The 26,365-nt window shown below is 53.6% G+C and carries 23 protein-coding genes; all 23 read left to right on the top strand.

Annotated elements, in window-relative coordinates:
- Window positions 1-57 precede the first annotated feature (57 nt).
- The 23 genes from serC (at window position 58) to E4P01_RS15385 (ending at window position 26,306) form a co-directional block, all read left to right on the top strand.
- Entirely contained in the window at window positions 58-1,143 is a 1,086-nt protein-coding gene (gene serC, locus E4P01_RS15495; protein WP_032877177.1) for a 3-phosphoserine/phosphohydroxythreonine transaminase, read from the top strand.
- On the top strand, window positions 1,143-2,237 hold the full coding sequence (gene pheA / locus E4P01_RS15490; RefSeq protein ID WP_003172650.1) for a prephenate dehydratase: 1,095 nt from the start codon (window positions 1,143-1,145) through the stop codon (window positions 2,235-2,237). The genes serC and pheA overlap by 1 nt, the downstream gene beginning before the upstream one ends.
- Before the next feature lie 9 nt (window positions 2,238-2,246).
- Window positions 2,247-3,359 carry a histidinol-phosphate transaminase gene (gene hisC / locus E4P01_RS15485; protein WP_032877176.1) on the top strand — a complete coding sequence of 371 codons (1,113 nt, stop codon included), beginning with the start codon at window positions 2,247-2,249 and terminating at the stop codon, window positions 3,357-3,359.
- A gap of 28 nt (window positions 3,360-3,387) precedes the next feature.
- On the top strand, window positions 3,388-5,607 hold the full coding sequence (locus E4P01_RS15480; RefSeq protein WP_248130108.1) for a bifunctional prephenate dehydrogenase/3-phosphoshikimate 1-carboxyvinyltransferase: 2,220 nt from the start codon (window positions 3,388-3,390) through the stop codon (window positions 5,605-5,607).
- Window positions 5,604-6,293: a (d)CMP kinase gene (gene cmk / locus E4P01_RS15475; protein WP_103733571.1), complete on the top strand. Its 690-nt coding sequence runs from the start codon at window positions 5,604-5,606 to the stop codon at window positions 6,291-6,293. Before E4P01_RS15480 ends, cmk begins: the two co-directional genes overlap by 4 nt.
- A gap of 120 nt (window positions 6,294-6,413) precedes the next feature.
- Complete coding sequence (gene rpsA, locus E4P01_RS15470) at window positions 6,414-8,099, top strand: 30S ribosomal protein S1 (RefSeq protein ID WP_005786304.1); 1,686 nt, start codon at window positions 6,414-6,416, stop codon at window positions 8,097-8,099.
- Window positions 8,100-8,259: 160 nt separating this feature from the next.
- The gene (locus tag E4P01_RS15465; RefSeq protein WP_032877175.1) at window positions 8,260-8,544 is read left to right on the top strand and encodes a lipoprotein; all 285 of its coding nucleotides are present in this window, start codon (window positions 8,260-8,262) and stop codon (window positions 8,542-8,544) included.
- Window positions 8,545-8,675: 131 nt separating this feature from the next.
- Complete coding sequence (gene ihfB, locus E4P01_RS15460; protein WP_003189779.1) at window positions 8,676-8,972, top strand: integration host factor subunit beta; 297 nt, start codon at window positions 8,676-8,678, stop codon at window positions 8,970-8,972.
- Window positions 8,973-8,996: 24 nt separating this feature from the next.
- The gene (locus E4P01_RS15455) at window positions 8,997-9,227 is read left to right on the top strand and encodes a LapA family protein (RefSeq protein WP_078820664.1); all 231 of its coding nucleotides are present in this window, start codon (window positions 8,997-8,999) and stop codon (window positions 9,225-9,227) included.
- Window positions 9,228-9,561: 334 nt separating this feature from the next.
- Complete coding sequence (locus E4P01_RS15450) at window positions 9,562-10,905, top strand: Wzz/FepE/Etk N-terminal domain-containing protein (RefSeq protein WP_148852327.1); 1,344 nt, start codon at window positions 9,562-9,564, stop codon at window positions 10,903-10,905.
- A 474-nt stretch (window positions 10,906-11,379) separates the two neighbouring features.
- On the top strand, window positions 11,380-12,186 hold the full coding sequence (locus E4P01_RS15445) for a GNAT family N-acetyltransferase (protein WP_187432753.1): 807 nt from the start codon (window positions 11,380-11,382) through the stop codon (window positions 12,184-12,186).
- A 67-nt stretch (window positions 12,187-12,253) separates the two neighbouring features.
- Window positions 12,254-13,294, top strand: coding sequence for a DegT/DnrJ/EryC1/StrS family aminotransferase (locus E4P01_RS15440; protein ID WP_206362127.1), 1,041 nt, complete (start codon window positions 12,254-12,256; stop codon window positions 13,292-13,294).
- A 14-nt stretch (window positions 13,295-13,308) separates the two neighbouring features.
- Window positions 13,309-14,457, top strand: a complete 1,149-nt coding sequence (locus tag E4P01_RS15435) for a DegT/DnrJ/EryC1/StrS family aminotransferase (RefSeq protein WP_148852325.1) — start codon at window positions 13,309-13,311, stop codon at window positions 14,455-14,457.
- Window positions 14,458-14,462: 5 nt separating this feature from the next.
- Entirely contained in the window at window positions 14,463-15,812 is a 1,350-nt protein-coding gene (locus tag E4P01_RS15430) for an oligosaccharide flippase family protein (protein WP_248130092.1), read from the top strand.
- An 11-nt stretch (window positions 15,813-15,823) separates the two neighbouring features.
- The gene (locus E4P01_RS15425) at window positions 15,824-16,834 is read left to right on the top strand and encodes a polysaccharide biosynthesis protein (protein ID WP_122733244.1); all 1,011 of its coding nucleotides are present in this window, start codon (window positions 15,824-15,826) and stop codon (window positions 16,832-16,834) included.
- A 1-nt stretch (window position 16,835) separates the two neighbouring features.
- Window positions 16,836-18,023: a glycosyltransferase family A protein gene (locus E4P01_RS15420; protein ID WP_248130091.1), complete on the top strand. Its 1,188-nt coding sequence runs from the start codon at window positions 16,836-16,838 to the stop codon at window positions 18,021-18,023.
- A 40-nt stretch (window positions 18,024-18,063) separates the two neighbouring features.
- Window positions 18,064-18,903 carry a glycosyltransferase family 2 protein gene (locus E4P01_RS15415; protein WP_216090927.1) on the top strand — a complete coding sequence of 280 codons (840 nt, stop codon included), beginning with the start codon at window positions 18,064-18,066 and terminating at the stop codon, window positions 18,901-18,903.
- Between the two features lie 32 nt (window positions 18,904-18,935).
- A complete protein-coding gene (locus E4P01_RS15410) occupies window positions 18,936-19,952 on the top strand; it encodes an EpsG family protein (protein ID WP_248130090.1) in 1,017 nt (338 codons plus the stop codon).
- Between the two features lie 100 nt (window positions 19,953-20,052).
- The gene (gene galE, locus E4P01_RS15405) at window positions 20,053-21,072 is read left to right on the top strand and encodes a UDP-glucose 4-epimerase GalE (protein WP_216090928.1); all 1,020 of its coding nucleotides are present in this window, start codon (window positions 20,053-20,055) and stop codon (window positions 21,070-21,072) included.
- Window positions 21,069-22,193, top strand: coding sequence for a glycosyltransferase family 4 protein (locus E4P01_RS15400; protein ID WP_148852319.1), 1,125 nt, complete (start codon window positions 21,069-21,071; stop codon window positions 22,191-22,193). The genes galE and E4P01_RS15400 overlap by 4 nt, the downstream gene beginning before the upstream one ends.
- 29 nt (window positions 22,194-22,222) lie before the next feature.
- A complete protein-coding gene (locus E4P01_RS15395; protein WP_148852318.1) occupies window positions 22,223-23,206 on the top strand; it encodes an SDR family oxidoreductase in 984 nt (327 codons plus the stop codon).
- Complete coding sequence (locus tag E4P01_RS15390; protein WP_216090929.1) at window positions 23,203-24,222, top strand: glycosyltransferase family 4 protein; 1,020 nt, start codon at window positions 23,203-23,205, stop codon at window positions 24,220-24,222. Before E4P01_RS15395 ends, E4P01_RS15390 begins: the two co-directional genes overlap by 4 nt.
- Window positions 24,223-24,308: 86 nt before the next feature.
- The gene (locus E4P01_RS15385; RefSeq protein ID WP_122733236.1) at window positions 24,309-26,306 is read left to right on the top strand and encodes a nucleoside-diphosphate sugar epimerase/dehydratase; all 1,998 of its coding nucleotides are present in this window, start codon (window positions 24,309-24,311) and stop codon (window positions 26,304-26,306) included.
- Window positions 26,307-26,365 lie beyond the last annotated feature (59 nt).

Below are 26,365 nucleotides of genomic sequence, written 5' to 3'. Positions count from 1 at the left end.
AACAAAGGGTGTTGCCGAACATGATTGCAGCCCCACCAGATCAGAGTGAGATTGGATGTGAGCAAGAGAGCCTATAACTTCTGTGCCGGTCCCGCGGCGCTTCCTGAAGCAGTCCTGCAGCGTGCGCAGGGTGAACTCCTCGACTGGCATGGAAAAGGCCTCTCCGTGATGGAAATGAGCCATCGCAGCGATGAGTTCGTGTCCATCGCCACCAAGGCCGAGCAGGACTTGCGCGACTTGCTGGACATCCCCTCCGACTACAAAGTGTTGTTCCTGCAAGGCGGCGCGAGCCAGCAGTTCGCTCAGATCCCACTGAACCTGTTGCCCGAAGAGGGCACTGCCGACTATATCGACACCGGTATCTGGGGTCAGAAAGCCATTGAAGAGGCCTCGCGCTACGGTCACGTCAATGTGGCCGGTACCGCCAAGCCCTACGACTACTTCGCCATTCCAGGTCAGAACGAGTGGAAGCTGACGAAGGACGCGGCGTACGTTCACTACGTCGCAAACGAAACCATCGGTGGCCTGGAATTTGATTGGGTGCCTGAAGTCGGTGACGTTCCGCTGGTGTGCGACATGTCCTCGGACATCCTCTCGCGCCCGATCGACGTGTCCCGGTATGGCATGATCTACGCCGGTGCGCAAAAGAACATCGGCCCGAGCGGCATCCTGGTCAATATCATCCGCGAAGACCTGCTCGGCCGCGCCCGTTCGCTGTGCCCGACCATGCTCAACTACAAGGTCGCGGCCGATAACGGCTCGATGTACAACACCCCGCCGGCGTTTGCCTGGTACCTGTCCGGCCTGGTCTTCGAATGGCTCAAGGAGCAGGGCGGTGTGGCTGCGATGGGCAAGCGCAACGAAGAGAAGAAGCGCACCCTGTACGACTTCATCGATGCCAGCGGCCTGTACAGCAACCCGATCAACCTTACCGACCGCTCGTGGATGAACGTGCCGTTCCGCCTGGCCGATGATCGTCTGGACAAGCCGTTCCTGGCCGGCGCCGACGAGCGTGGCTTGCTGAACCTCAAGGGCCACCGCTCGGTCGGTGGTATGCGCGCCTCCATTTATAACGCTGTCGACATCCACGCCATCAACGCGCTGGTTGCCTACATGGCAGAGTTCGAAAAGGAACACGGCTAATGTCTGAGCAAGAACTCAAAGCCCTGCGCGTACGCATTGACAGCCTGGACGAGAAAGTCCTGGAGCTGATCAGTGAGCGCGCGCGCTGCGCCCAGGAAGTGGCTCGGGTGAAAATGGCGTCCCTGGCGGAAGGCGAAGTGCCGGTGTTCTACCGGCCTGAGCGCGAAGCCCAGGTGCTAAAGCGCGTGATGGAGCGCAACAAGGGGCCGCTGGGCAATGAGGAGATGGCGCGGTTGTTCCGTGAAATCATGTCTTCGTGCCTTGCCCTTGAGCAGCCGCTGAAAGTGGCCTACCTGGGCCCCGAAGGCACTTTCACCCAGGCGGCGGCCATGAAGCACTTCGGCCACGCGGTGATCAGCAAGCCGATGGCGGCCATCGACGAAGTGTTCCGCGAAGTGGCGGCCGGCGCGGTGAATTTTGGCGTGGTGCCGGTGGAAAACTCCACTGAAGGCGCGGTCAACCACACGCTGGACAGCTTCCTCGAGCACGACATGGTGATCTGTGGCGAAGTCGAGTTGCGTATTCACCACCACCTGCTGGTGGGCGAGAACACCAAGACCGACAGCATCAGCCGTATCTACTCTCACGCTCAGTCCCTGGCCCAGTGCCGCAAGTGGCTGGACGCCCATTACCCGAATGTTGAGCGCGTGGCGGTGTCCAGCAACGCCGAAGCGGCCAAGCGGGTCAAGGGTGAGTGGAACTCGGCGGCGATTGCCGGCGATATGGCTGCGGGCCTCTACGGGCTGACACGCTTGGCCGAGAAAATCGAGGACCGCCCGGACAACTCCACGCGTTTCTTGATGATCGGCAGCCAGGAAGTGCCGCCAACCGGCGACGACAAGACTTCGATCATCGTTTCCATGAGCAACAAGCCCGGCGCGTTGCATGAGCTGCTGGTGCCATTCCACGACAACGGGATTGACCTGACGCGCATCGAGACTCGTCCTTCGCGCAGCGGTAAATGGACCTACGTGTTCTTTATCGACTTCATCGGCCACCACCGCGACCCGCTGGTCAAGGGCGTGCTGGAGAAGATCAGTCAGGAAGCCGTGGCACTCAAAGTGCTGGGCTCCTACCCGAAAGCGGTTTTGTGAGGCTTTGACATGAGTGGCAACTTCCTCGCCCTGGCTCAGCCGGGCGTGCAACAACTCTCGCCTTACGTTCCAGGCAAGCCTGTGGACGAACTGGCCCGTGAGTTGAATCTGGACCCGTCCAGGATCGTCAAGCTGGCGAGTAACGAAAACCCGCTGGGTCCGAGCCCCAAAGTATTGGCGGCGATTCGGGAGGAGCTTGCCGAGCTGACCCGTTATCCCGACGGCAATGGCTTTGCCCTCAAGTCCCTGCTGGCAGAAAAATGCCGGGTCGAGCTCAATCAGGTGACCCTGGGCAATGGCTCCAACGACATTCTTGAACTGGTCGGGCGTGCCTACCTGGCGCCCGGTTTGAATGCGGTGTTCAGTGAGCATGCATTCGCGGTCTACCCGATCGTGACCCAGGCCGTAGGGGCTGATGCGCGCGTCATTCCTGCCAAGAACTGGGGCCACGACCTGCCGGCGATGCTGGCAGCGATCGATGCGCAAACCCGCGTGGTGTTTATCGCTAACCCGAACAACCCGACCGGCACCTGGTTCGATGCGCAGGCCCTGAACGAGTTCCTGCAGAACGTGCCGGAGCATGTGCTGGTTGTGCTGGACGAAGCCTACATCGAGTACGCCGAAGGCGGCGACCTGCCCGATGGCCTGGATTTCCTCGCGGCCTACCCGAACCTGCTGGTGTCGCGCACCTTCTCCAAGGCTTATGGCCTGGCGTCGTTGCGGGTTGGCTACGGCCTGTCCACAGCGGTAGTGGCCGATGTGCTGAACCGCGTACGCCAACCGTTCAACGTCAACAGCCTGGCCCTGGCGGCTGCGTGTGCGGCGGTGAAGGATGCCCAATACCTGGAAGAAGGGCGCCGCCTTAACGAAAGCGGCATGTTGCAGTTGCAGGACGGCTTTCGCGAGTTGGGCCTGGGCTGGATTCCGTCCAAGGGCAACTTCATCTGCGTCGACCTCGGCCAAGAGGCTGCACCGGTATTTCAGGGCTTGTTGCGCGAAGGCGTGATCGTGCGTCCGGTGGCCAACTACGGTATGCCGAACCACCTGCGTATCACCATTGGTTTGCCGGCCGAGAACAGCCGCTTCCTGGAGGCGTTGGCCAAGGTTCTGGCCCGTGGTTGATGTCACTGCATTGCAACCTGCTGTGCCTATGATCGGTCGCCTGGTGGTGGTCGGCCTGGGGTTGATCGGTGGTTCGTTCGCCAAGGGCCTGCGGGAAAGCGGGCTGTGTGGCGAAGTAGTCGGCGTGGACCTTGACCCGCAATCGCGCAAGCTGGCGGTGGAGTTGGGTGTCGTGGATCGCTGTGAAGCGGACCTGGCAATCGCTTGCCAGGGCGCGGACGTGATCCAGCTTGCGGTGCCGATCCTGGCCATGGAGAAATTGCTCGCCGTATTGGCTGGCATGGACCTGGGGCAGGCGATCCTCACGGACGTCGGCAGCGCCAAAGGCAATGTGGTGCGCGCGGCACAATTGGCGTTTGGCGCTATGCCGCCGCGCTTTGTGCCGGGCCATCCGATTGCCGGTTCCGAGCAGAGCGGGGTGGAAGCGTCCAATGCGCAGTTGTTCCGTCGGCATAAGGTGATCCTGACGCCGCTGGCGCAGACTGATCCGGCGGCGTTGGCCGTGGTGGATCGGCTCTGGCGCGAGCTGGGCGCGGATGTGGAGCATATGCAGGTCGAGCGCCACGATGAAGTGTTGGCCGCGACCAGCCATCTTCCCCATCTGCTTGCATTCGGCTTGGTGGATTCGTTGGCCAAGCGCAACGAAAACCTCGAGATTTTCCGTTACGCCGCCGGTGGTTTTCGCGATTTCACGCGGATTGCCGGCAGTGACCCGGTGATGTGGCATGACATCTTTCTCGCCAATCGCGAAGCGGTGTTGCGCACCCTGGACACGTTCCGCAGTGACCTCGACGCCTTGCGCGATGCGGTGGATGCGGGTGATGGCCATCAGTTACTGGGTGTGTTCACCCGGGCGCGGATGGCGCGAGAGCATTTCAGCAAGATCCTGGCGCGCCGGGCCTATATGGAAACTGCAGTGAACGCCGATGAGCTGACTTTTATCGCCAATCCGGGTGGCCGCTTGAGCGGATGCATTCGGGTGCCAGGTGACAAGTCGATCTCCCATCGATCGATCATGCTGGGTTCATTGGCTGACGGCGTAACGGAGGTCGACGGTTTCCTTGAAGGCGAAGATGCCCTGGCGACCTTGCAGGCGTTTCGCGACATGGGCGTGGTGATCGAGGGCCCGCACCATGGGCGAGTGACTATTCATGGGGTTGGCCTGCACGGCTTGAAGGCAGCGCCAGGACCGATCTACCTGGGTAACTCCGGTACATCGATGCGCCTGTTGGCGGGTCTGCTTGCGGCGCAAAGCTTCGATAGCGTCCTGACCGGTGATGCATCGCTGTCCAGGCGCCCGATGAGTCGCGTGGCCAAGCCGCTGCGGGAAATGGGCGCGGTGATCGAGACCGGTCCTGAAGGGCGTCCGCCGCTGACCATTCGTGGTGGGCAGACGCTCAAGGGCCTGACTTACGCGTTGCCGATGGCCAGTGCGCAGGTTAAATCCTGCCTGTTGCTGGCGGGCCTGTATGCACAAGGTAAAACCGCAGTCACCGAGCCTGCGCCGACCCGCGATCATACCGAGCGCATGTTGCGTGGCTTTGGTTATCCGGTGGCGGTGGAGGGCGCGACGGCGTCGGTGGAGTCGGTGGAGTCGGGTCATCGGTTGACGGCTGCCCACATTGAAGTGCCTGGGGATATTTCGTCTGCGGCGTTTTTTCTGGTGGCGGCCTCGATTGCCCAGGGTTCGGAGTTGCTGCTTGAGCATGTCGGCGTCAATCCTACCCGCACCGGCGTGATCGATATCCTGCGGCTGATGGGGGCTGATATCAGCCTTGAAAATCCGCGTGAGGTAGGTGGCGAGCCTGTTGCGGACTTGCGTGTCCGGGCAGCTGTCTTGAAGGGTATCGAGATTCCAGTGGCGTTGGTGCCGTTGGCGATCGATGAGTTTCCCGTATTGTTTGTCGCCGCTGCCTGCGCCGAGGGGCGCACCGTATTACGCGGTGCCGAGGAGCTGCGGCTCAAGGAATCGGACCGTATCCAGGTTATGGCCGACGGTCTGCTGGCCCTGGGTGTGAAGTGCCAACCCACGCCTGATGGGATTATCATTGACGGTGGCCCGATAGGCGGTGGCGAAGTGCATGCCCATGGCGATCACCGCATTGCCATGGCGTTCAGCGTGGCCTCCCTGCAGGCAGCGGCGCCGATTCGTATTCGTGACTGCGCCAATGTTGCTACGTCTTTTCCGAACTTTCTTACACTGTGTGCCCACGTCGGCATTCGTGTTGCCCAAGAGGCTCAATTGTGAATATCAAAGCACCGGTGATTACCATCGACGGGCCAAGCGGCTCGGGCAAAGGCACCATCGCCGGCATCCTGGCCAAGCGCCTGGGCTGGTGCCTGCTCGATTCCGGCGCGCTGTACCGCCTGTTGGCATTCGCGGCGCGCAACCATGGTGTCGACCTGACCAACGAAGAGTTACTGACGAAAATTGCCGCCCATCTGGACGTGCAGTTCATCGCGGCGACCGACGGTCAACTGCAGCGCATCATTCTGGAAGGCGACGAAGTCAGTGATGTGATTCGTACCGAGAGCATCGGTGCCGGCGCCTCCCAAGTGGCTGCTTTGCCGGCGGTTCGTGAGGCTTTGCTGCAGCGCCAGCGTGCGTTCCAGGAGCCGCCGGGCCTGGTGGCCGACGGCCGCGACATGGGCACGGTGGTGTTTCCCGAGGCGCCGTTGAAGATATTCCTCACTGCAAGCGCCGAGGAGCGAGCGCGCCGCCGCTACTTGCAGTTGAAGGGCAAAGTCGAAGGTGTTAGTCTGTCGAGTCTGCTAGATGAGATCCGTGCACGCGATGAGCGTGATACCCAGCGTGCGGTAGCCCCGCTCAAGCCGGCGGCTGACGCCATACAGCTGGATTCCACGGAGTTGTCCATCGAGCAGGTGCTGGAACGCATCATGAGTGAAATCGCCATTCGCGATATCGCCGGGTGATCAAGAAGGCCGCAGGGGACCAGTCATAGTCCTGCGGTGGCTTCTTTTAACTGAAACTGACCCACACCGTCTGGGGTGTGGAGATGGGCGTATTCTTCGCCCTTATCAACAGGAATTAAAATGAGCGAAAGCTTTGCGGAACTCTTTGAAGAAAGCCTAAAAACCCTGAACCTTCAGGCAGGCTCCATCATCACCGGTGTTATCGTTGATATCGATTACCAAGCTCGCTGGGTAACCGTTCACGCTGGTCTGAAGTCTGAAGCTCTGATCCCGCTGGAACAGTTCTACAACGATGCTGGTGACCTGACTATCAATGTCGGTGACGAAGTTCACGTTGCTCTGGACTCGGTTGAAGACGGTTTCGGTGAAACCAAGCTGTCCCGTGAAAAAGCCAAGCGCGCTGAATGCTGGATTGTTCTCGAAGCAGCCTTCGCAGCTGAAGAAGTGGTCAAGGGCGTTATCAACGGTAAGGTTAAAGGCGGCTTCACTGTCGACGTTAACGGCATCCGTGCGTTCCTGCCAGGTTCTTTGGTCGACGTTCGTCCTGTGCGCGACACCACGCACCTGGAAGGCAAAGAACTCGAATTCAAAGTCATCAAGCTCGACCAGAAGCGCAACAACGTTGTCGTTTCCCGTCGCAGCGTGCTGGAAGCAGAGAACTCCGCCGAGCGTGAAGCTCTGCTGGAATCCCTGCAGGAAGGCCAACAAGTCAAAGGTATCGTCAAGAACCTCACCGATTACGGCGCATTCGTCGATCTGGGTGGCGTCGATGGCCTGCTGCACATTACCGACATGGCTTGGAAGCGTATCAAGCATCCTTCCGAAATCGTCAACGTTGGCGACGAGATCGATGTCAAGGTTCTGAAATACGATCGTGAGCGTAACCGCGTTTCCCTGGGCTTGAAGCAGCTGGGCGAAGATCCATGGGTTGCTATCAAGGCTCGTTACCCAGAAAGCACTCGCGTAACCGCGCGTGTTACCAACCTGACCGACTACGGCTGCTTCGCAGAGCTGGAAGAAGGCGTGGAAGGCCTGGTACACGTTTCCGAGATGGATTGGACCAACAAGAACATCCACCCTTCGAAAGTCGTACAAGTCGGCGACGAAGTGGAAGTCATGGTTCTGGACATCGACGAAGAGCGTCGTCGTATCTCCCTGGGCATCAAGCAGTGCAAATCTAACCCATGGGAAGATTTCTCTGGCCAGTTCAACAAGGGCGATAAAATCTCCGGCACCATCAAGTCGATCACCGATTTCGGTATCTTCATTGGTCTGGACGGCGGCATCGACGGCCTGGTTCACCTGTCCGACATCTCCTGGAACGAAGTTGGCGAAGAAGCTGTTCGTCGTTTCAAGAAGGGCGACGAGCTGGACACCGTTATCCTGTCGGTTGACCCAGAGCGCGAGCGCATCTCCCTGGGTATCAAACAACTGGAAAGCGATCCGTTCTCCGAGTACGTTCAAGAGAACGACAAAGGCGCCATCGTTAAAGGCACTGTGAAAGAAGTTGACGCTAAAGGCGCCATCATCACTCTGGCCGACGATATCGAAGCGACTCTGAAAGCCTCCGAAATCAGCCGTGACCGCGTTGAAGACGCGCGCAACGTTCTGAAAGAAGGCCAGGAAGTAGAAGCCAAGATCATCAGCGTTGATCGCAAGAGCCGCGTGATACAACTCTCCATCAAGTCGAAAGACGAAGTGGAAGAGAAAGAAGCTATCCAGAGCTTGAAAGAAGCTGCTCCGGAAGCTGCTGCTGACACCACCATGGCGGCACTGCTGCGCCAGGCAATGGCCAAGCAGAACTAAGTTCTGTAAAGCTGTTGAAAAAGGGCGACTTCGGTCGCCCTTTTTTGCGCCTGAAATTTGATGAAGCAACTGCATCGAACGAAGGCGTTCAGCCCAATGTCAGAACTGACTATAGTCTTTGAAACGGCTATTTCGCGTTGCTGACTCAATAAGGGTTTGAATGAACAGGATTATCGTAATACTTGCATTGGCAGTGCTTGCCGGCTGCTCCTCCACCAGCGCCAAGACGCACGCCAAGCGAGGTGTCAGTGGCATCGAGATCGACTGTTCCGGCTTGGGTAATAAATGGGAGAAGTGCGAGAAGCGTGCTGCCCGTGAGTGCAAGATGCAGGGCTACAAAGTCATCACTCGCTCCAGTGATGCAGAGGATGAAGAGGGTGACTACCTGTTCGGCTGGAACCCGGCTGGCGCAGTTACGCGGACGATGTTGGTGATCTGTAAATGAGTAACGGTAGGGTGGCTGAAGGCGTTTATGCGGTCGGCAGATAAGTTTACACATGGGCTGTTCAAATTCATCAAGTCATGCTAAAACCTTCGAAGCGCTTTTCCTAGCTGCTTGAAAAAGAAGGGAAAAATATGACGAAGTCGGAGTTGATCGAACGAATTGTCACCCATCAAGGGCTGCTCTCATCCAAGGATGTGGAGCTGGCTATCAAGACCATGCTTGAGCAAATGTCCCAATGCCTCGCCACCGGAGACCGCATCGAAATCCGTGGCTTCGGCAGTTTCTCACTGCACTACCGCGCACCGCGCGTAGGCCGCAACCCAAAAACCGGCCAATCCGTCAGCCTCGATGGCAAATTCGTACCCCACTTCAAACCGGGCAAAGAATTGCGCGATCGGGTGAACGAAGAAGAGGAAGAAGGCGTCTGAGTGTTTTTGGGGAAGGAGAAGGGTATGCGTGGGGTTAAGCGCGTTGTTGCGGTATTGATTGCAGTGCTTGCGGCGTTGGTGGTCTTGGCATTTGTGCTGGAGAACCAGCAGGGTGTGGCGCTGTCGTTCCTGGGGTGGAGTACTGCGCAGATGCCGGTGGCGGTGTTTGTGGTGGTGGCTTTGATTGTTGGGATGTTGATTGGTCCAGTGTTGGGAGTGTTTCTGCGTAGGCGTCAGAATAAGTCGATTGCTTGATTGTCTTAGGCAGGGATTGGATAAGCGGTGATCGTGACCGCTTGTCAGAATCTCATGCCCTTCAAGGATTATGAATCGCTGCGGGTGCCTATTGGCGCAGCCCGTAGATTGCGATAGTTCCTTGGAAAACTCAGAATCGCCCTACATACATGTCAAGACTTGTAAAATGTCTGAGAGATGGCAAAATGGAATCTGTTCTCGATAACAGGCATTTTGTGCGCTCGAAATTCGGCAGAGACGCAGGGTTTTGACGATAATCCAATTAAAATAAGAAAATACACAATCTGTTTTGCATAACGAGCCCGCAGTTTCTCTTTGAAGGCAGGTTTTTGTTGTGAGTAGTAGTTTCCGCGTCCCGCCGGCACCATCGTCCGGCGAAATTGATCTTGCTCAAATCTTGCGTGCTGCCTGGCTGCATAAGAAATTAATTTTAGCTACGTCCATCGTTTTTGGGTTGCTGGCTGGCTTTTATGCCTATTCAGTGGTTCCGGAGTATGAGGTCAGCAGCGTGCTGCGACCTGCTGCGATCAACGAACTCGACGCGCTGAATCGCTCGGAAATTTATCAACTGCCACCTAGTGCAGCGCTCATCAGGGTGGGGGCTTCTCTGGAATCCTACGACACCAGGTTGGGTTTTTTTCGTTCCAATCCAAAGCTCTTTCAAGCGTTTGAGCGCCCAGGCAGAACGTTGGAGCAAAGTTTCGAAGAATTTAATCGCAATTCCATTCGGCTTATTCTCACTGATCCAAGAAAGATAGATACTCTCAGTCCCTTTATTGGCATTGAGATGACCTACCCGCAGGGGGTTGATGGTGTCGCGATTATCAACGGGTTTGTTGATTACGCCATCGCCACTGAGCGAGACCAAATTGCTGGCGATCTGAATGTAATCGTTAAAAATCGCTTGAGTGAGCTCAAGGGCAAGTTGGAGGCTGCTCGTTCCAGTTATCAAATTGGAAAAGAGGCCAAAATTGCGGCATTGCGAGAGTCTGATAATTTGCGCCGAGCGCAATTGCAGGATGAGCTCAAGGCTTTGCGTGCGCAGCTAAAGGCGTTGCGTGGGGATCGTATCGCGCAGCTTACGGAGGCGATCGGCATCGCCAAGTCACTCGGGATCCGCAAGCCTACTACGCCCTCATCGCTTGGCGACTCGGATCGAGCCAGTTTGACTGGGACCATGCGTACTGAAATCAATAATCAGCAGATTCCTTTGTACTTCATGGGTGTCGAGGCCCTTGAGGCTGAGCGCTCAGCGTTGGCGCAGCGTAGGTCTGATGATTTTACCGACGGGCGAATTGCCCAGATCGCAAAAGAGCTTCAACTGCTGCAGGCTAACCGCGAGGCAGAAGTATTGGGCCGGCGCGATAACGAAGACATCTTTCTGGGTGGTGTGGAATCTCTCAGGGCCGAAGAGGCCCGCCTGTCCGCACTCAGTATCGACATTAGCCGGCTCAAGCTGGTGACGGTGGATAAGCGAGCATTGGAGCCTTTGGCGCCAATTCGGCCTAAAAAGACCCTGATCATTCTTGCGGGCCTGGTCCTTGGCCTCCTGTTAGGATTGGCAGTAGCGTTGGGCAGTTATCTTTTCAAAGCAGCCGGGAGTGACTCGCGGAATCGACTGCGTGCGTCCACCTCACTCGCAGACGCGCAATTGTCGATTGCGGGCCGAGAAAAATAATGCCGTAAGCGCCTGTAGGGTGGAGGGCGGATGATGCCAGGCATTAAAGTCACTGAGCAATTGTGAGGATGAGAACGACTTTTTGGTTTGTTTTCGGAACTCGCTAGTTCGCGTCGTATCCAACCCGACAGGCAGGTCATGGCATTTTGCTCTGTTTCGGGCGCGCTGTACGCTTGCTGGCCTGGCACCGTCTCTTGTGCAGGTTTCGGTCGGCTCCTGTTTAAACTTCCATCAAAGGGCACCCGATCAGTAAATTTGACTGATTTTTTCACCCGCTACACTGAGCGTTGGTTCAAAATTGGATACCGCTTGCTATCACTCTTGGTGGTTAAACATTGAGGGTGGTCAGGGGGATTCTCTAAGCAGTTTTTGAGGGAGCAAGAATGGTGTCGAATTTGGTGCCTTTGAAGTTTATCTGGCTGGCGACGCTTGTGGAGTGGCCGAGCGCCACTGAGCATGGGTCGGGCACTCATAATGTCTGATGTAATTGCGTGTGCTGGGACGTCCGAGGCTGCCCGAGCGCTATTCTGGGAGGTTTTCTTTTTTTCTCGTGGCCGCGGGGTGAGCTTGCAGGTTCATTTTCCCTGGTTAGAAAATGATCAGGAAGTGACTTGCCTTGAAATCAGAGATCCCTCCAATCTTGAGTCTGCCATAGCCGCTCTGATTATCAGGGCAATTGAGCTACCCAATGGCGAGCCGGTAGGGTTGATCGGGTTAGTCTGCGTACATGAAGAGTGGAGGGGAGCAGGCTTGAGTGTTGAACTGATGTCCGCTGCTATGGACCATGCTATGCATAATGGCCTATCCGCGTTGGTGCTCTGGACTCAGAAGCCAGGCATCTACGAGCGGCATGGCTTCCGTTTTGACGAGCAAGAATCAACAGGGTCGATCTATCTCACTAACAAGTGTGCTGTCGACATTGAGTACGTAACGAGCGACTGGCCTGGCTCGGATACACATGATCGAGAACGTGGTCTTCCGCCGTTTGCTTTATATGGGCAACGGATTAAAAGTGAAGGCGCTGAGTTGATTCTTTTAGGCGGGGCAGATCGCGTAACCTTGGCTGAGTGGCAAGGGGAGGACTCGCAGGTGGCGAGTTTGATCCAGGTTGTTATGGCAGAGCCTTGGATCATCAATGTCTGCGCACAAAGTACGTTAATGGCGGAATTGACTAAAAGAGGCTTCAAAGTTGATCTTGTGCCTGGAGCGGTTCGAATGATCAAGTGGTTAACAAACCGTCCCTCGACAGTGCACCCTATTAAACTTATTGATCGGATCTAAATTAATGTCTAGTAGTCTTCCAATGTTACCTATCGTTAAGGTCGCGATGCCTCCTAAAGAGGTACTGATGCCCGCCTTGGAAGCGGTGCTCTATAGCGGAATGATTGGCGAGGGCGAGTTTGTTTATCAATTCGAAGCGGCATTTGCGCAATTGTTTGGTCTCCAGAATGTAGTGGCTACGAGCAGCGGTACTGCAGCCTTGCACTTGGCTATGCTGCTTAGCGGCATCGAGCCTGGAGATGAGGTCATCACCACCTCTATGACAGCTGAGCCGACGAATACGACAATTCTGCAAATGGGTGCCAAGCCAATTTTTGCAGACGTTGACAGCCTGACAGGTAACCTTGATCCCTCGGCAGTGGAAGCCCTGATTACAGAGAGTACAAAAGCTATTTGTGTTGTCCATTACGCCGGATATCCTGCGCGGTTGAATGAGCTGCGATCCATAGCCGATCGTCACGGACTGTCTCTGATCGAAGATTGCGCCCATGCACTGGGAGCGTCTTATGGAAATCAGTCCATTGGGACAATTGGTGATTATTCGATCTTCTCCTTTCAAGCGATCAAGCACATGACCACCGTGGACGGCGGTGCCTTGGTGGTGAAGGATGCTGCAAAAATTCAAGAGGCACGTCGCTTGCGTTGGTTTGGATTGGCCAAGGGCGTGCCTCGCACCGAAGTCGATATCACGCGCGTGGGTTACAAATACAACATGCATAACGTGGCGGCCGTTATCGGGCTCAAGCAACTTGAATATATAACGCCGCTATTGAAGCGGCATCAAGCTAACGGCCAATACCTGGATCAGGCATTACAGGGTATCCCTGGACTCCAGCCAGCTAAGTATGAAGCCAACGCACAGTCTGCCTACTGGCTTTACACGCTGCTAGCGGATGACTCGGATGATGTTGAGCGTATCTTGGCTGAAGAGCGCGTAATGGCGTCGAAGCTGCACCGTCCCAATCACTTTCATTCGGTATTCAAAGAGTTCGTGAGGCCGATGCCACAATTGGATGCTTTTTATAAAAAATTGATTCATGTGCCCTGCGGTTGGTGGGTCTCGGATGAGGATCGTGAGAAAATTGTTACGGCCTTGAAACGCGGCTGATTAGAGATTTGACTATGCCTAACAACGTTCCTCTGTATAACTCAGTCGTGCTCCCTGAAATGGAGCAAGCTGCTGTGGAAGTTTTACGCTCCGGAAGAATCGCGGGCGGAGAGTGGGTGGCAAAGTTTGAGTCCGAGATGGAAAAAATTGCCGGCTTACCCCACGTAGTTTCCACCATTGATATGACGACGGCTTTATACCTCGCCCTGCATTTGGCTGGTGTAAAAGATGGAGACGAGGTACTCACCACGGCGTTTGCGTGTCTCTCCACCAACTCGGCGATTGCACAGAGCAGAGCGGTTCCTGTCTGGGTGGATGTCAGTCCGCGCTCGGTTACCATGGACGTTGCAGACCTCGAGTCGAAGATCACGGCTAAGACTAGAGCGGTTATTTTGTATCATGTTGCTGGCTATCCTGGGCCAGCCCGTAAAATAGCAGAAATATGCAAGAAACATAATATTGTCTTGATAGAAGATTGTGATAACGCTGTGTCAGCGACGCACGCTTCGTTACCGGTTGGCGCTTACGGTGACTTTGCCATTTATTCGTTTTATCCAAACCGACAGATCAATACCACTGAAGGTGGCGCGCTAGCATGCCGAAGTATTGATATGGCGAATAGAGCGCGCAAGTTACGGCGCTTTGGTATCGACTTCAGCACTTTCCGATCAGCTATTGGTGAGATAAATAGCAGCTCGGATGTGCCGGAAATTGGCTGGAGCATGACGCTGAATAATATGTGCGCGGCTTTGGGATATGCTCAGATGGCATCCTTGCAGTCTCGGCAGGCCGCCACACAGGCTAATGCCCAAGCGTTGCTGGGGTTAACCAGAGATATTGACGGTTTGACACCTGTGCCTGTGTTAGAGGGTGACCAATCCGCCTATTGGGTATTGCTGTTTTTTGTTGAAAAAAGAGATGAAGTGATTCGCCGGCTCAAGCAGTCCGGAGTCATGGTTTCAAGTATTCATCAAAGAAACGACACCTACAGCGGGTTTGACGCGGCGCCGCAATATCTGCCGAATACCGATTTTCTTCAGCAGCATATAATAGGTGTGCCGTGTGGTTGGTGGCTCGACGAGGATGACCTACTGACGATCACAGCGTCTTTGAAGGGGGCACTGAGCGGCGCTGTGGATACTATGACCGATTGTACAAAATGATGAATATGTCCGTTATTAGCAGGATGCTGATGCTGTACGCTGGGCGATCATCCAGCCTATTGGTAGCTTTTGTTTTTTTACCTATTTATAGCCGCATGCTCGGTGCGAGCCAATTTGGCAGCATTGCGGTGATTTTGTCCTTTCAAGCACTTTTGGTGATGATGGACTTGGGCATGTCAACGCTGCTGGGGAGGGAGGTTTCTGTATCCGGCCAAGATAAATCCCCCTTAATCAAGTTGCTTAGAAGTGCGGAGCTTAGTCTCGCTGGATTTTATGGGTTTTTGTTTTTTGTCGCGGTAGGCGTCAAGCTGTTTATTGCGGAGCTGGGCATCAGCTGGGGGGCGATCCTTGCGGTAGTCCTGCTGTTTTGGTTCCTGGTGCTGCAAAATCTTTACTATTCGATGCTGATCGCCAACAGGCAATATATATCGGGTAGCGCTTTGCAGGTGATAGGCGTGTCGCTGAGAGCGGCCTTGACTGTCATCGCAATGTACGTGTTTTCAGCGACCCTGGATGTGTTCATATACACCCAACTGGTAACTACGATTATTCATTGGTGGGTGTCTCGAGTGTTCTTGATAAAAGATCTGTCGGGCACAGCACTCGGGGTCCAAAAGACTGATTGGCCATCCTTTTCCGAAGCATTCAATCTCACGAAGGCCGGTGGCGCGCTGGTTATCTTCTCCGCGGCGGGTGCCGCGGTGACGCAGCTCGACAAACCAATCATTTCATTTTTTACTTCAGCTGCCAGTGTCGCGCCCTATTACCTCGCGAGCTTGCTTTGCATGGCCCCGATTTCGATTCTCGCAGGGCCGGTCAGCCAGTATTTTCAACCGATCATGCTGCGCACAGCAGCTAGCGGAGTGAGCAGTGACGCGCGTAAGATAATTATCAGGTTCGGCATCTCGGTCTTCGTAGTGACCGCGCTACCGACCTTTGTGCTCTGGTGGTTCCGTGATCCCCTCATCACGCTGTGGGTGGGGCCAGGAGCCAATAACGAGCTGATTTCAGCCTATCTCGCGATACTTTTACCCGGTGTTGCAATCGGGGCTTTCGGATTTATCCCTTATAGCCTGTTAATCTATGCCAAAGACTTCAGGTTTCAGGCGACCATGTCGGGCTTTTTGACGATCGCCACGCTGGTCATGACGATATTGGCTGCCTCCGCAGGCGACGTAAAAGCGATCTGTTATGTGTACTCGGCCTACCATGCGTCATCGACTATGGTTTCGTGGGTCAGGGCGATGACCCTGCCTGAGGTAAAAGGGTACGCGAGAGTTTCGGCGCTATTGGTTTCTTCAGCAGTGCTGTTGTTTGTAGCGGTGGTAGCGCTGCTGTTTTTCTTCTTGGTTTGATTGGTGAAGGTATGTTTGACAATAAGGTTTTGATGATCACCGGTGGTACAGGCTCATTTGGCAATACTGTCCTGAAGCGTTTTCTCGACACCGCGGTTAAAGAGATCATCGTGTTCAGTCGCGATGAGAAGAAGCAGGAAGACATGCGGATTGCGCTGAACAATCCCAAGGTGAAATTTCACATTGGCGATGTAAGAAATTACGAAAGCATCAGTCGGGCAATGGCCGGGGTCGATTACGTATTTCACGCAGCCGCGCTGAAGCAAGTGCCGTCCTGTGAGTTTTACCCGATGGAAGCTGTATTGACCAATATCATCGGTACAGAGAACGTGCTCAATGCGGCGATCGATAACAAAGTACAGCGCGTTGTTTTGCTGAGTACAGATAAAGCAGTCTACCCGATTAACGCTATGGGTATTTCCAAGGCGATGGGCGAGAAGGTCCTGATCGCAAAGTCTCGAACAGTCCGCGACGGCGGCCCTGTGTTGTGTGCGACCCGTTACGGTAACGTAATGGCATCCCGTGGCTCGGTTATTCCGTTGTTCGTGGATAAAATCAAAGCGGGTGTCCCTCTGACGGTAACTGACCCGAACATGACCCGCTTCCTCATGAGTCTTGAAGACTCCGTGGACTTGGTATTGCATGCGTTCGAACATGGCGAGCAGGGTGATATCTTCGTGCAGAAGGCGCCGGCCAGCACCATCGGTGATCTGACGAACGCGTTGAAGGAGCTTTTTAATAGCCAGGTGCCGGTTAATATTATCGGTACTCGACACGGCGAAAAACTCTATGAGTCTCTGGTGTCTCGAGAAGAGATGGCCAAAGCCAAAGACATGGGGCGTTACTATCGAATTCCAGCGGACAATCGCGACCTGAACTATGATAAATTTATTATCGAAGGTCAGCCCGAGGCAAACGCAATTGACGACTATACGTCGCACAATACAGAGTTGTTGAAGGGCGAAGATATTAAGAAGTTGCTCATGACATTGTCCTATATTCAGCGCAGCCTCGGTCAATAGTATGAGTGTTCTGAGCGTCATTATCCCTACGCATAATCGGGCGCGCTACGCGATTCCGTCAATCCGATCCATATTGGATCTGTCGGAAGAAATTCAAGTAGTGGTTTGCGACTCGAGCCCGGTTGACGAAATATCAGAAGCCTTTAAAGGTTTCTATCCAGAAGCACGCTTGAAGTTGGTCCGTTCAACTGAGGGCATCAGTGTGGTCGATAACTTTAACCTTGGGTTGCAGTCGGCAGATGGTGATTATTTAGTTTTCATCGGCGATGATGATTTTGTCGCGAAGGAAATAATTGATGTTGCCCATTGGGCTAAAAAGCACGATGTTGATGCGCTGAAATTCAACTTCCCTGCGTTGTACTACTGGAATGATTTCAAGCATTCAACCCGTGGCGATTCCTATTTTGGCACGCTGCATCTGAGCCCCTTCACAGGTGATGTGGTTCGACACGATGTCAAAGCATCGGTCAATTACGCTCTGGATAATTTTGGCGGTGGTGTATTTGGAATGCCGCGTGCATATGCCGGTATGATTTCAAACGCATTGGCCAAGAGGATTGAAGGGAAGTATGGCGCGCTGTTTGGCGGTGTCAGTCCTGATATCTACAGTTCATTACTGATCGCCACTGAGTCCACCTCGTGCGTGTTGGTCGATTATCCGGTTATCGTACCAGGCGCCTCGGGTCAAAGCACTTCTGGCAAGAGTGTAACGGGCGGGCACTACGGAGCATTAAGAGATAATGCTCATATTGCGCCGTTCAAAAATTTGGTGTGGGATGCACGAATACCCGAATTTTATTCGGTTCCCACGGTGTGGTCGTATTCTCTGCTTAAGGCTGTCGAGCGAGTTCAGTCCCAGGGCGGTAAAAATCTGAACCCGAATTTTGGCAGGCTGTTATTGAAGTGTTTCGTTTATTTTCCAGGCTCGTATAAGCATACATTGACTTCGCTGAAGGCAGCTTGCGCAGAATTTGGTGTTTTGAAGATTGCAGCACAGTTGGTATCTTCGGTGTGCTCAGAGTTTTTATGGGGTGTGTCCAGGATAATCAACCGGGTTCGTGCGCGATACGTCGAGAAGAATGTCGAGGTTTTTGACCAGCTCAACACCACATTGATCGGCAGCGAAAAACTGCGTGAAGTCTTAGATGCGCGTGGCTCGAAGATCAGGTTTCCTGAGTCGAATTCGTGAACTTCTATTATTTGATAATTGCGAAGGTGTGAGCCATAACATGCTGTTTGAAAAGGGCGCCCGTAGCGCCGCGTCTGCTAACGTAAGCGTTGTGATTCCTTGTTATCGCTGCAAGGCAACGATTCGGCGTGCGCTTGATTCAGTGTTTGCCCAGACGCTGAGACCCGTCGAGGTATTGTTGGTCGATGATGCAAGTCCGGACGGCACTCTAGACTTTCTTCAGTCATTGGTCACGGAGTACCCGGAGAACTGGGTGCGGGTTTGCGCGTTGAAAAAAAACGCAGGACCCGCAGCGGCTCGCAACACGGCATGGGAAATGGCGTCGCAGCCCTATATTGCGTTTCTAGACTCCGATGATAGTTGGCACCCACAAAAAATAGAGCTTCAGTATGGCTGGATGCTGGAAAATCCAGAGGTGACGCTAACCGGACAGATCTGTGAGACGCTGAGTTCGGAGTCGATGCCGCATCATGTTTATAACGCTGCGCAAGCGGGGTTCTATCAGGTCACCTTCGCGGATTTGTTGAAATCCAATAGGTTCTCAACGCCCTCGGTCATGATCAGGAAAGATGTGGCTTATCGTTTTTCCACGGATAAGAGGTTCTGCGAGGACTACCTGCTGTGGTGCGAGTTGCTGGGAAGTGGCGCTCGCGGCTATTCACTTGAGTTGCCCTTGACGTTTTGCCACAAGCCCATTTATGGGCATGCCGGGCTAAGCAGTAATATGTGGGCAATGGAAAAGGGGGAGTTGGATGTCTATGACCATCTTTTTCGTGAGGGTCGAATTGGGCCGGTCCGTCGGCGTCTTCTGAAAGGGTGGTCGTTCGTGCGTTATATGCGCAGAGTGCTTAAGGTTAAGTTGGGAAAAAGCTTGGAATGATATATCTAATTGGCTGGGGAACGTTGTATCTCATGTTTTTCCTGACCGGGTTGGCGAGTAACAGGACGCGCCTCTTTATCGCAATATCTTTGATTGTGTTTATGGTGTTTTCGGTCATGCGCGGTGCCGTAGGTACAGACACGGCGAACTATGAGTTGATCGTTGAAGGCTTTTCGGCGGACTATGTCTGGGGGGGGATGGAGCCGGGTTTCGTATTGTTGGGTAAAGCGTTATTGTATGTTTCAGACTCAGGCGTCGTCGCAGTAAGGGTGCTCAGTTTTCTGATTTTTGTGATGCTGTTTCTGTACTTGGCTCGTGCTGACAAGAACGAACGTTTTTTGCTCATCGCCTATATTTTGCCGACCTTTGTTTATCAGTACAGCATGAACGGGTTGCGCATTGGGCTGGCGGCAATGTTGGTGTTGCTGGCCACGCAGAACGTGCGTCAGTTTAGGTATAAATCTGGAGTGGTGCTGGCGGTATCTGCGCTGTTGTTTCATTACTCGTCACTGGTGTCGTTGCTATTTATCTGGGCGTCGTGGTCTCGGTGGCTGAAGACAAGTAATGTCTTGGTTGTCCCAGTTGTGGTATGTGCGCTGTTGTTTTTGTTGAGTTTGAATGGTGACTACTTTCTCGCCAAATTGCTGTCTTATCAGGATTCAGAGTCCCCCAACCCGCTGTCGGGACTGAGTAAGGTCGCGGTATTGTTGCTGTTTGTGGCAGCGTTGTTCTTTTCAAAACTTCCAAATGCGGAAAAAACCAAACTCATAGTGTTAGGCGCTGGTTTCACCATTTCTTTTTGGTTGGTGTCAGCGGTGTCGTATGCTGGTTTGCGATTTTTGGATTTGATATCCTTCGCCTTTCCCGTTGCGATTCTTTTGACCTATAGCCGTCTCGCTTTGAATTTTGACACAACAATCAAGCTCGCTTTCATTGTGGCGGGCATTTTGAGCGCGGCGAGTGGCTACAGGAATTTCGTAGCCGAGGAGGGGGTTGGGCCCTCTCCGTTCATGCCTTATCATTTTATCGACTTTTCCAATGGAGGCTAGACAGCCTCATTCTGTATCTAGTAAACATCAGTAGAGCGGGTGTCAGGCTCTCAATCATTTTATATTCATGCGGTCGTGAAGGGCTGTTGGAGACGAAGTTGTGAAGATATTAGTAACTGGAGGTGCTGGCTACATCGCCTCCCACACGGTGGTCGAGTTACTGGGCGTCGGTTGGGACGTTGTCGTGCTTGACAACCTGGCTAATAGCTCCGAGGTTTCCTTGGTCCGGATTGCCCAAATAACTGGACGCGAGCCATTATTTGTCCTTGGCGACATTTTGGACGAGGCACTCCTCGCTACTCTTTTTCGCGAGCATAAATTCGACGCAGTAATCCATTTTGCTGGATTGAAAGCCGTAGGGGACAGCGTTAAAGACCCCCTTGCATACTACCAAACTAACGTTACGGGCAGCCTTTCACTATTTTCTGCCATGGCGGCCGCGGGCGTGTTCAGGCTCGTGTTCAGTTCGTCGGCAACAGTGTATGGCGAGCCAGACGTCATGCCTATTTCTGAGGAGTATCCCATTGGTGCGCCCAAAAGCCCCTACGGTCGTTCCAAGCTTATTGTTGAGCAGGTACTTGAGGACCTGGTTCGCGCCGATGATCGATGGGCGATAGCGACACTTCGATACTTCAACCCCGTGGGGGCCCATCCCAGCGGGCTGATTGGGGAAAACCCAAATGGCACGCCTAATAATTTACTGCCGTATATCAGTAAAGTTGTAACCGGTAAGCTGCCCTATTTGTCCATCTACGGTAGTGATTATCCAACATGTGATGGAACGGGCGTACGCGATTACATTCATGTTACTGACTTGGCGAACGGCCACGTCAGCGCAGTGCGGTATATAGCAGATAATACCGGCTTACATGCTTGGAACTTAGGAACTGGCGTGGGCTATTCTGTCCTGCAAGTGATAGCTGCATTTGAAAAAGTTTCAGGGGTGAAAGTCTCCCACAAATTGTGTGAGCGCAGGCCGGGGGATATTGCCGAATGTTGGTCTGACCCCGCGAAGGCGTTTAGAGATCTAGGGTGGCGTGCGGAATTGAATCTTGAGGATATGATGCGGGATACTTGGAGATGGTTACAGAGTAATCCGGACGGATATCAGTCCAAATGAAAATTGCCTTGATAGGAACTACTGCTGCCTGTGTGTTGGGCTTTCGTGCTGATCTAATCCGTGCGATGTCGGAGCAAGGCCACGTTGTTTACGCATTCGCCCTGGACTACGAAAGTGCAAGTCGCGAGGGCGTCAGGGCGTTGGGCGGTATCCCGATGGATTACCACATTAGCCGAGCGGGTTTAAACCCGTTAAATGACCTTGCCTCGACACTGAAATTATCCAGAACTCTTCGCTCCATCGCGCCAGACATGGTTTTTTCATATTTTGCAAAGCCTGTGATATTCGGTACGTTCGCGGCTGTGTTGGCAGGTGTCAAGCGCAGGGTCGGAATGTTGGAAGGCCTCGGCTACGTCTTTACCGAGCTCCCTGAGGGGATGGGGTTTAAACGCAAACTGTTAAAGTGGGTTCAAGTTTCACTTTACCGGATGGCATTTCCGTTTCTTGAGCAACTGATCCTCTTGAACAAAGATGACCAGATTGATTTGGTTGATAAGTATCGGCTGAGGGTCAATAAGGTTTCGGTGCTCGGTGGTATCGGCTTGAAATTGAGTGACTATCCCTATTCCCGGCCTCCTGTGTCTCCCGTGAGCTTCATATTTGTCGGACGACTCTTGGCGGAAAAGGGTGTGCATATATTTATTGAGTCGGCGCGGATTGTGAAAGAACAATTCCCGGAAGCACGATTCGTGATGCTTGGGGGTATTGACGAGTCGAATCCAGGTGGGCTGAAGGCGCATGACTTAGAGCGACTGAAGATGGAAGGCGTGATAGAGCATCCGGGTCACGTATCTGATGTTGTCAGCTGGGTCTCCGACGCCAGTGTCTTTGTTCTCCCATCTTATTACCGTGAAGGCGTCCCCCGGAGCACTCAGGAAGCAATGGCAATTGGCCGTGCGATCCTGACCACGAATGTACCCGGTTGTAAGGACACTGTGGTGGACGGCGTCAATGGGTACTTGGTTGCACCTTGGTCAGCGGAAGAACTCGCTGACAAGATGATCCATCTTATCAAACATCCAGACGATATAGTCCAAATGGGGCTGGCAAGCCATGCGATTGCGCAGGACAAATTTGACGCTGACATTGTTAATCAGCGTTTGATGAGTTATCTCGTTTGAAATTTTTGTATTTATAGGTCTGGTGGATTATGGAAGGCACTAAGAAAGTCGTGCTGCTGACGGGCGTTTCCGGTTTTGTAGGGCGGGCTCTTTTGGACTCTTTAGTTGGTAGCGCAAGCTATCAGATACGCGCCTGCGCTCGCAATATCGGTGTGGCCGAGCACCCTGGTGTCGAGTACATCGCCATGGGCGATCTGGGTGGCGATGCGCGCTGGGAATCTTTCACCCAGGATGTTGATGTGGTTGTTCACGCTGCTGCTCGCGTGCATGTGATGAACGATAACAGCACAGATCCTGTGGCAGAGTTTCGTAAGGTCAACGTGGACGGTACGTTGAACCTGGCGCGCCAGGCTGCGGCTTCCGGGGTACGGCGCTTCGTATTCATCAGTTCAATCAAGGTAAACGGCGAGTTCACCCTTCCCGGCAGGCCTTTCACGGCAGATGATTCTCCTGCCCCGGCAGACCCGTATGGCGTTTCCAAGCTGGAAGCTGAAAATGGTTTATTGGCCCTTTCCAAAAGTACTGGTATGGAGATTGTGATCATCAGACCAGTTCTCGTCTACGGGCCAGGTGTGAAGGCGAATTTCCGAAATATGATGGCGTTCCTGGCGAAGGGAGTATCCATTCCGTTGCCGCTGGGTTCGGTCAACAATAAGCGCAGCCTTGTTGCTTTGGACAATTTGGTCGACTTGATCAAAACCTGTATGGTGCATCCTGCCGCAGCCAACCAGATTTTTTTGGTGAGTGATGGCAACGATGTGTCCACCACAGAGCTTTTACGTAAAGTCGCGCACTCGGTTGGAACTAAGGCTGTGTTGGTCCCGTTTCCAGTAAAATTATTGACGTTTTTGGCCACGCTTGTTGGCAAGAAAGGGGTTGCAACCCGGCTATTCGGTTCACTGCAAGTGGACATTTCGAAAAATCATCAGCTGTTGGGTTGGTTGCCTCCTGTCACTCTCGATGCGTCCCTCAAAAAAACGGCCAACGCTTATCTCGAGAGTAAATTTGAATGACATTATTTTGGTTGTTTCCCGCCATTCTGATTTTGGCGCTGGTGCTCACAGGGGCTCTGCGCCGCTACGCTCTTAACAACAATCTCATTGATCTCCCGAATGGACGTAGCTCCCATGTCGTCCCAACGCCGCGGGGAGGAGGGGTAGCGATCGTCTCGAGCTTTCTCGCGTTCCTTCCCATGCTCTGGATCGGGGGTGTACTTTCTTTTGACGCATTCATGGCGCTATTCGGCGCTGGTCTGATGGTTGCGATCGTCGGTTTCCTCGATGACCATGGGCATATTCCAGCCCGCTGGCGCTTATTGAGTCATTTCACCGCTGCTGTCTGGGTACTGATATGGAGTCACGGCCTGCCCCCTGTCGAGGCTTTTGGCTATGTGGTGGATTTAGGCTGGTTCGCCCACATACTGGCTGCGTTCTACCTGGTGTGGATGCTCAACCTTTACAATTTCATGGATGGAATTAATGGCCTGGCAAGTGTTGAGGCCATCACCACCTGCTTCGGCGCAGCCTTGCTCTACTGGCTCTGCGCAACGCCCGTCATCGCCTGGGTACCGTTGCTTCTTGGTTTTGCGGTGGCTGGCTTTTTGTATTGGAATTTTCCCAAGGCCCGAATTTTCATGGGCGATGCTGGGAGCGGCTTCCTCGGCATATCCTTGGGTGTCCTGGCGATACAGGGCGCGTGGATGTCGTTTGATCTTTTCTGGGGGTGGTTGATTCTTCTGGGCGTGTTTATTGTCGATGCCACTTTCACGCTGTGTCGGCGTATTCTGCGCGGTGACAAACTATATGAGGCGCATCGCAGCCATGCCTATCAATTCGCTTCCCGCGAATTTAAATCGCACATTCCCGTAACTGTAGCTGTTGCCCTCATTAACGTTCTATGGTTGTTGCCTTTAGCTTGCTTGGTCGCGACTAAGCAGCTTGATGGTATCGTCGCGCTGATCATCGCGTACGCGCCATTGATATTGTTAGCCTGGAGGTTCAGAGCAGGTGCGTTGGAAGCCAGCAAATAACATTTGTTGCTCTGTCGATAGGATGGAGCGTATTTGAAATATCGAGCGACTGTTTTTTTGAACAATGCGGTGCTTTAGAGGTAGGTATGGATAGGGTTCGTGCATTTTTAGTTGATCTGCCACGGCGGCAAAAACGGCTTATTCAAGTTTCTGTAGATGTATTACTTGTGTGGGCTGCGCTCTGGCTGTCGTTCATTGTACGATTGGGTGTAGAGGATTTTGTTAACCCCTTGGTTGCCCATACCTGGCTTTTTCTGTGTGCGCCGATTGTGGCTGTACCGCTCTATATACGTTTTGGCATGTACAGAGCGGTTATGCGTTACTTTGGCAATGACGCGCTGATAGCTATCATCAAAGCCGTGAGCCTGTCAGCGCTGATATTGGGTGTCGTTGTGTACTGGTACAGCAACCACCAAAATGTCGTGCCTCGCTCTATTATCTTCAATTACTGGTGGTTGAGCCTGATAATGGTCGGGGGGTTGAGACTCGCCATGCGGCAGTTCTTCTTGGGCGACTGGTTCTCTGCTGCTCAGCATGTGCCATTCACCAGTCGCGACAATGGCCTGCCACGGGTTGCGATTTATGGTGCAGGCGCCGCAGGGAATCAGTTGGTTGCGGCATTACGGATGGGGCGTGTGATGCGGCCTGTCGCCTTTATTGATGACGATGTCAGCATTTCCGATCGTGTTATTTCTGGCTTGCAGGTTTATAAGTCCAAACACATCCAAAGGATGATTGATGCAACGGGCGCCCAGGAAATTCTCTTGGCAATCCCGTCATCCAACAGAGGCCGTCGCCGGGAAATCCTGGGGTTTCTGGAGGGCTTTCCGTTGCATGTTCGTAGTGTTCCGGGATTTATGGATCTCGCCAGCGGACGGGTTAAGGTCGACGATATCCAAGAGGTGGATATTGCCGACTTGCTGGGACGTGACGCGGTTCCGGCCCAAGGGGAATTGCTCGAACATTGTATCAAAGGCCAAGTAGTGCTCGTGACTGGCGCAGGCGGCTCGATAGGGTCTGAGTTGTGCCGGCAGATACTGTCGCTGCGTCCTTCTACACTGCTGTTGTTTGAACACAGCGAGTTCAACTTATACAGTATTCTTTCCGAGTTGGAGCAGCGCGTCTCCCGTGAGTCGCTGTCTGTGTTGTTACTTCCGATTTTAGGGTCTGTGCGCAACGAAGGTCAGCTGTCCAGCCTCATGAAGTCTTGGTGCGTAAATACTGTCTATCACGCTGCGGCCTATAAACATGTGCCGATGGTCGAGCACAATATCGCTGAAGGCATACTTAACAATGTGATGGGTACTTTGAGTGCGGCGCAGGCGGCACTCAAGGCCGAAGTCCAAAATTTCGTACTCATTTCAACGGACAAAGCGGTGCGTCCTACTAATGTGATGGGCAGTACAAAGCGGTTGGCCGAACTGATACTGCAAGCGCTTAGTCGTGAAGAAAATCCGCAATTGCACGGTGATTTAACCGCTGTAGGCACGGCTAACAAAACGCGCTTCACGATGGTACGTTTTGGTAATGTATTGGGTTCCTCAGGCTCAGTCATTCCGCTTTTTCACAAACAGATCAAGTCAGGTGGCCCCCTGACAGTGACGCATCCGAAAATTACCCGATACTTCATGACCATTCCCGAAGCTGCACAACTTGTCATTCAGGCAGGATCGATGGGCTTGGGCGGCGACGTGTTCGTTCTGGATATGGGCGAGCCGGTCAAGATCGTGGAGTTGGCTGAAAAAATGATCAATCTTTCTGGGCTGAGTGTTCGTTCCGAGAAAAACCCGCACGGCGATATTTCTATTGAGTTCAGTGGACTTCGGCCAGGCGAGAAACTCTATGAAGAGTTGTTGATCGGCGATAACGTTGCCCCCACCCAGCATCCAATGATTATGAGTGCTTCTGAAGACTATCTCGAATGGGATGTACTGAAAGGGGTGCTCAGAGATCTGCTGTCCGCGATAGAAGTGCATGACTACCCTAAGGTACGCCAATTGCTACGCGAGACCGTAAGCGGTTATGCGCCGGATGGCGACATCGTCGATTGGGTTCACCAGCAGCGTAGAATGAAGCTCAAGTGAGCTGAGGTGATTGGGTCCAGACCGAAAGTGATGGTCATGGTATGTGGCCATTTCGGACA

Origin of the sequence: Pseudomonas sp. NCIMB 10586 (assembly GCF_023127895.1) — a bacterium.
Lineage (GTDB): Bacteria > Pseudomonadota > Gammaproteobacteria > Pseudomonadales > Pseudomonadaceae > Aquipseudomonas > Aquipseudomonas synxantha_A.
Note: the sequence above shows the minus strand (reverse complement) of the source record. Positions and strands in the feature narration are given on the sequence as shown.

Bases quoted from the DNA above. Each gene is read 5' to 3' on its own strand.
- E4P01_RS15385 (WP_122733236.1), top strand. From the start codon at position 24,309: ATGGATAGGGTTCGTGCATTTTTAGTTGATCTGCCACGGCGGCAAAAA.
- E4P01_RS15480 (WP_248130108.1), top strand. From the start codon at position 3,388: ATGATCGGTCGCCTGGTGGTGGTCGGCCTGGGGTTGATCGGTGGTTCG.
- E4P01_RS15465 (WP_032877175.1), top strand. From the start codon at position 8,260: ATGAACAGGATTATCGTAATACTTGCATTGGCAGTGCTTGCCGGCTGC.
- E4P01_RS15445 (WP_187432753.1), top strand. From the start codon at position 11,380: ATGTCTGATGTAATTGCGTGTGCTGGGACGTCCGAGGCTGCCCGAGCG.
- E4P01_RS15425 (WP_122733244.1), top strand. From the start codon at position 15,824: ATGTTTGACAATAAGGTTTTGATGATCACCGGTGGTACAGGCTCATTT.
- E4P01_RS15410 (WP_248130090.1), top strand. From the start codon at position 18,936: ATGTTTTTCCTGACCGGGTTGGCGAGTAACAGGACGCGCCTCTTTATC.
- E4P01_RS15395 (WP_148852318.1), top strand. From the start codon at position 22,223: ATGGAAGGCACTAAGAAAGTCGTGCTGCTGACGGGCGTTTCCGGTTTT.
- E4P01_RS15415 (WP_216090927.1), top strand. From the start codon at position 18,064: ATGCTGTTTGAAAAGGGCGCCCGTAGCGCCGCGTCTGCTAACGTAAGC.
- pheA (WP_003172650.1), top strand. From the start codon at position 1,143: ATGTCTGAGCAAGAACTCAAAGCCCTGCGCGTACGCATTGACAGCCTG.
- E4P01_RS15430 (WP_248130092.1), top strand. From the start codon at position 14,463: ATGTCCGTTATTAGCAGGATGCTGATGCTGTACGCTGGGCGATCATCC.
- rpsA (WP_005786304.1), top strand. From the start codon at position 6,414: ATGAGCGAAAGCTTTGCGGAACTCTTTGAAGAAAGCCTAAAAACCCTG.
- E4P01_RS15420 (WP_248130091.1), top strand. From the start codon at position 16,836: ATGAGTGTTCTGAGCGTCATTATCCCTACGCATAATCGGGCGCGCTAC.
- E4P01_RS15455 (WP_078820664.1), top strand. From the start codon at position 8,997: ATGCGTGGGGTTAAGCGCGTTGTTGCGGTATTGATTGCAGTGCTTGCG.
- hisC (WP_032877176.1), top strand. From the start codon at position 2,247: ATGAGTGGCAACTTCCTCGCCCTGGCTCAGCCGGGCGTGCAACAACTC.
- E4P01_RS15440 (WP_206362127.1), top strand. From the start codon at position 12,254: ATGCCCGCCTTGGAAGCGGTGCTCTATAGCGGAATGATTGGCGAGGGC.
- ihfB (WP_003189779.1), top strand. From the start codon at position 8,676: ATGACGAAGTCGGAGTTGATCGAACGAATTGTCACCCATCAAGGGCTG.
- E4P01_RS15435 (WP_148852325.1), top strand. From the start codon at position 13,309: ATGCCTAACAACGTTCCTCTGTATAACTCAGTCGTGCTCCCTGAAATG.
- E4P01_RS15400 (WP_148852319.1), top strand. From the start codon at position 21,069: ATGAAAATTGCCTTGATAGGAACTACTGCTGCCTGTGTGTTGGGCTTT.
- E4P01_RS15390 (WP_216090929.1), top strand. From the start codon at position 23,203: ATGACATTATTTTGGTTGTTTCCCGCCATTCTGATTTTGGCGCTGGTG.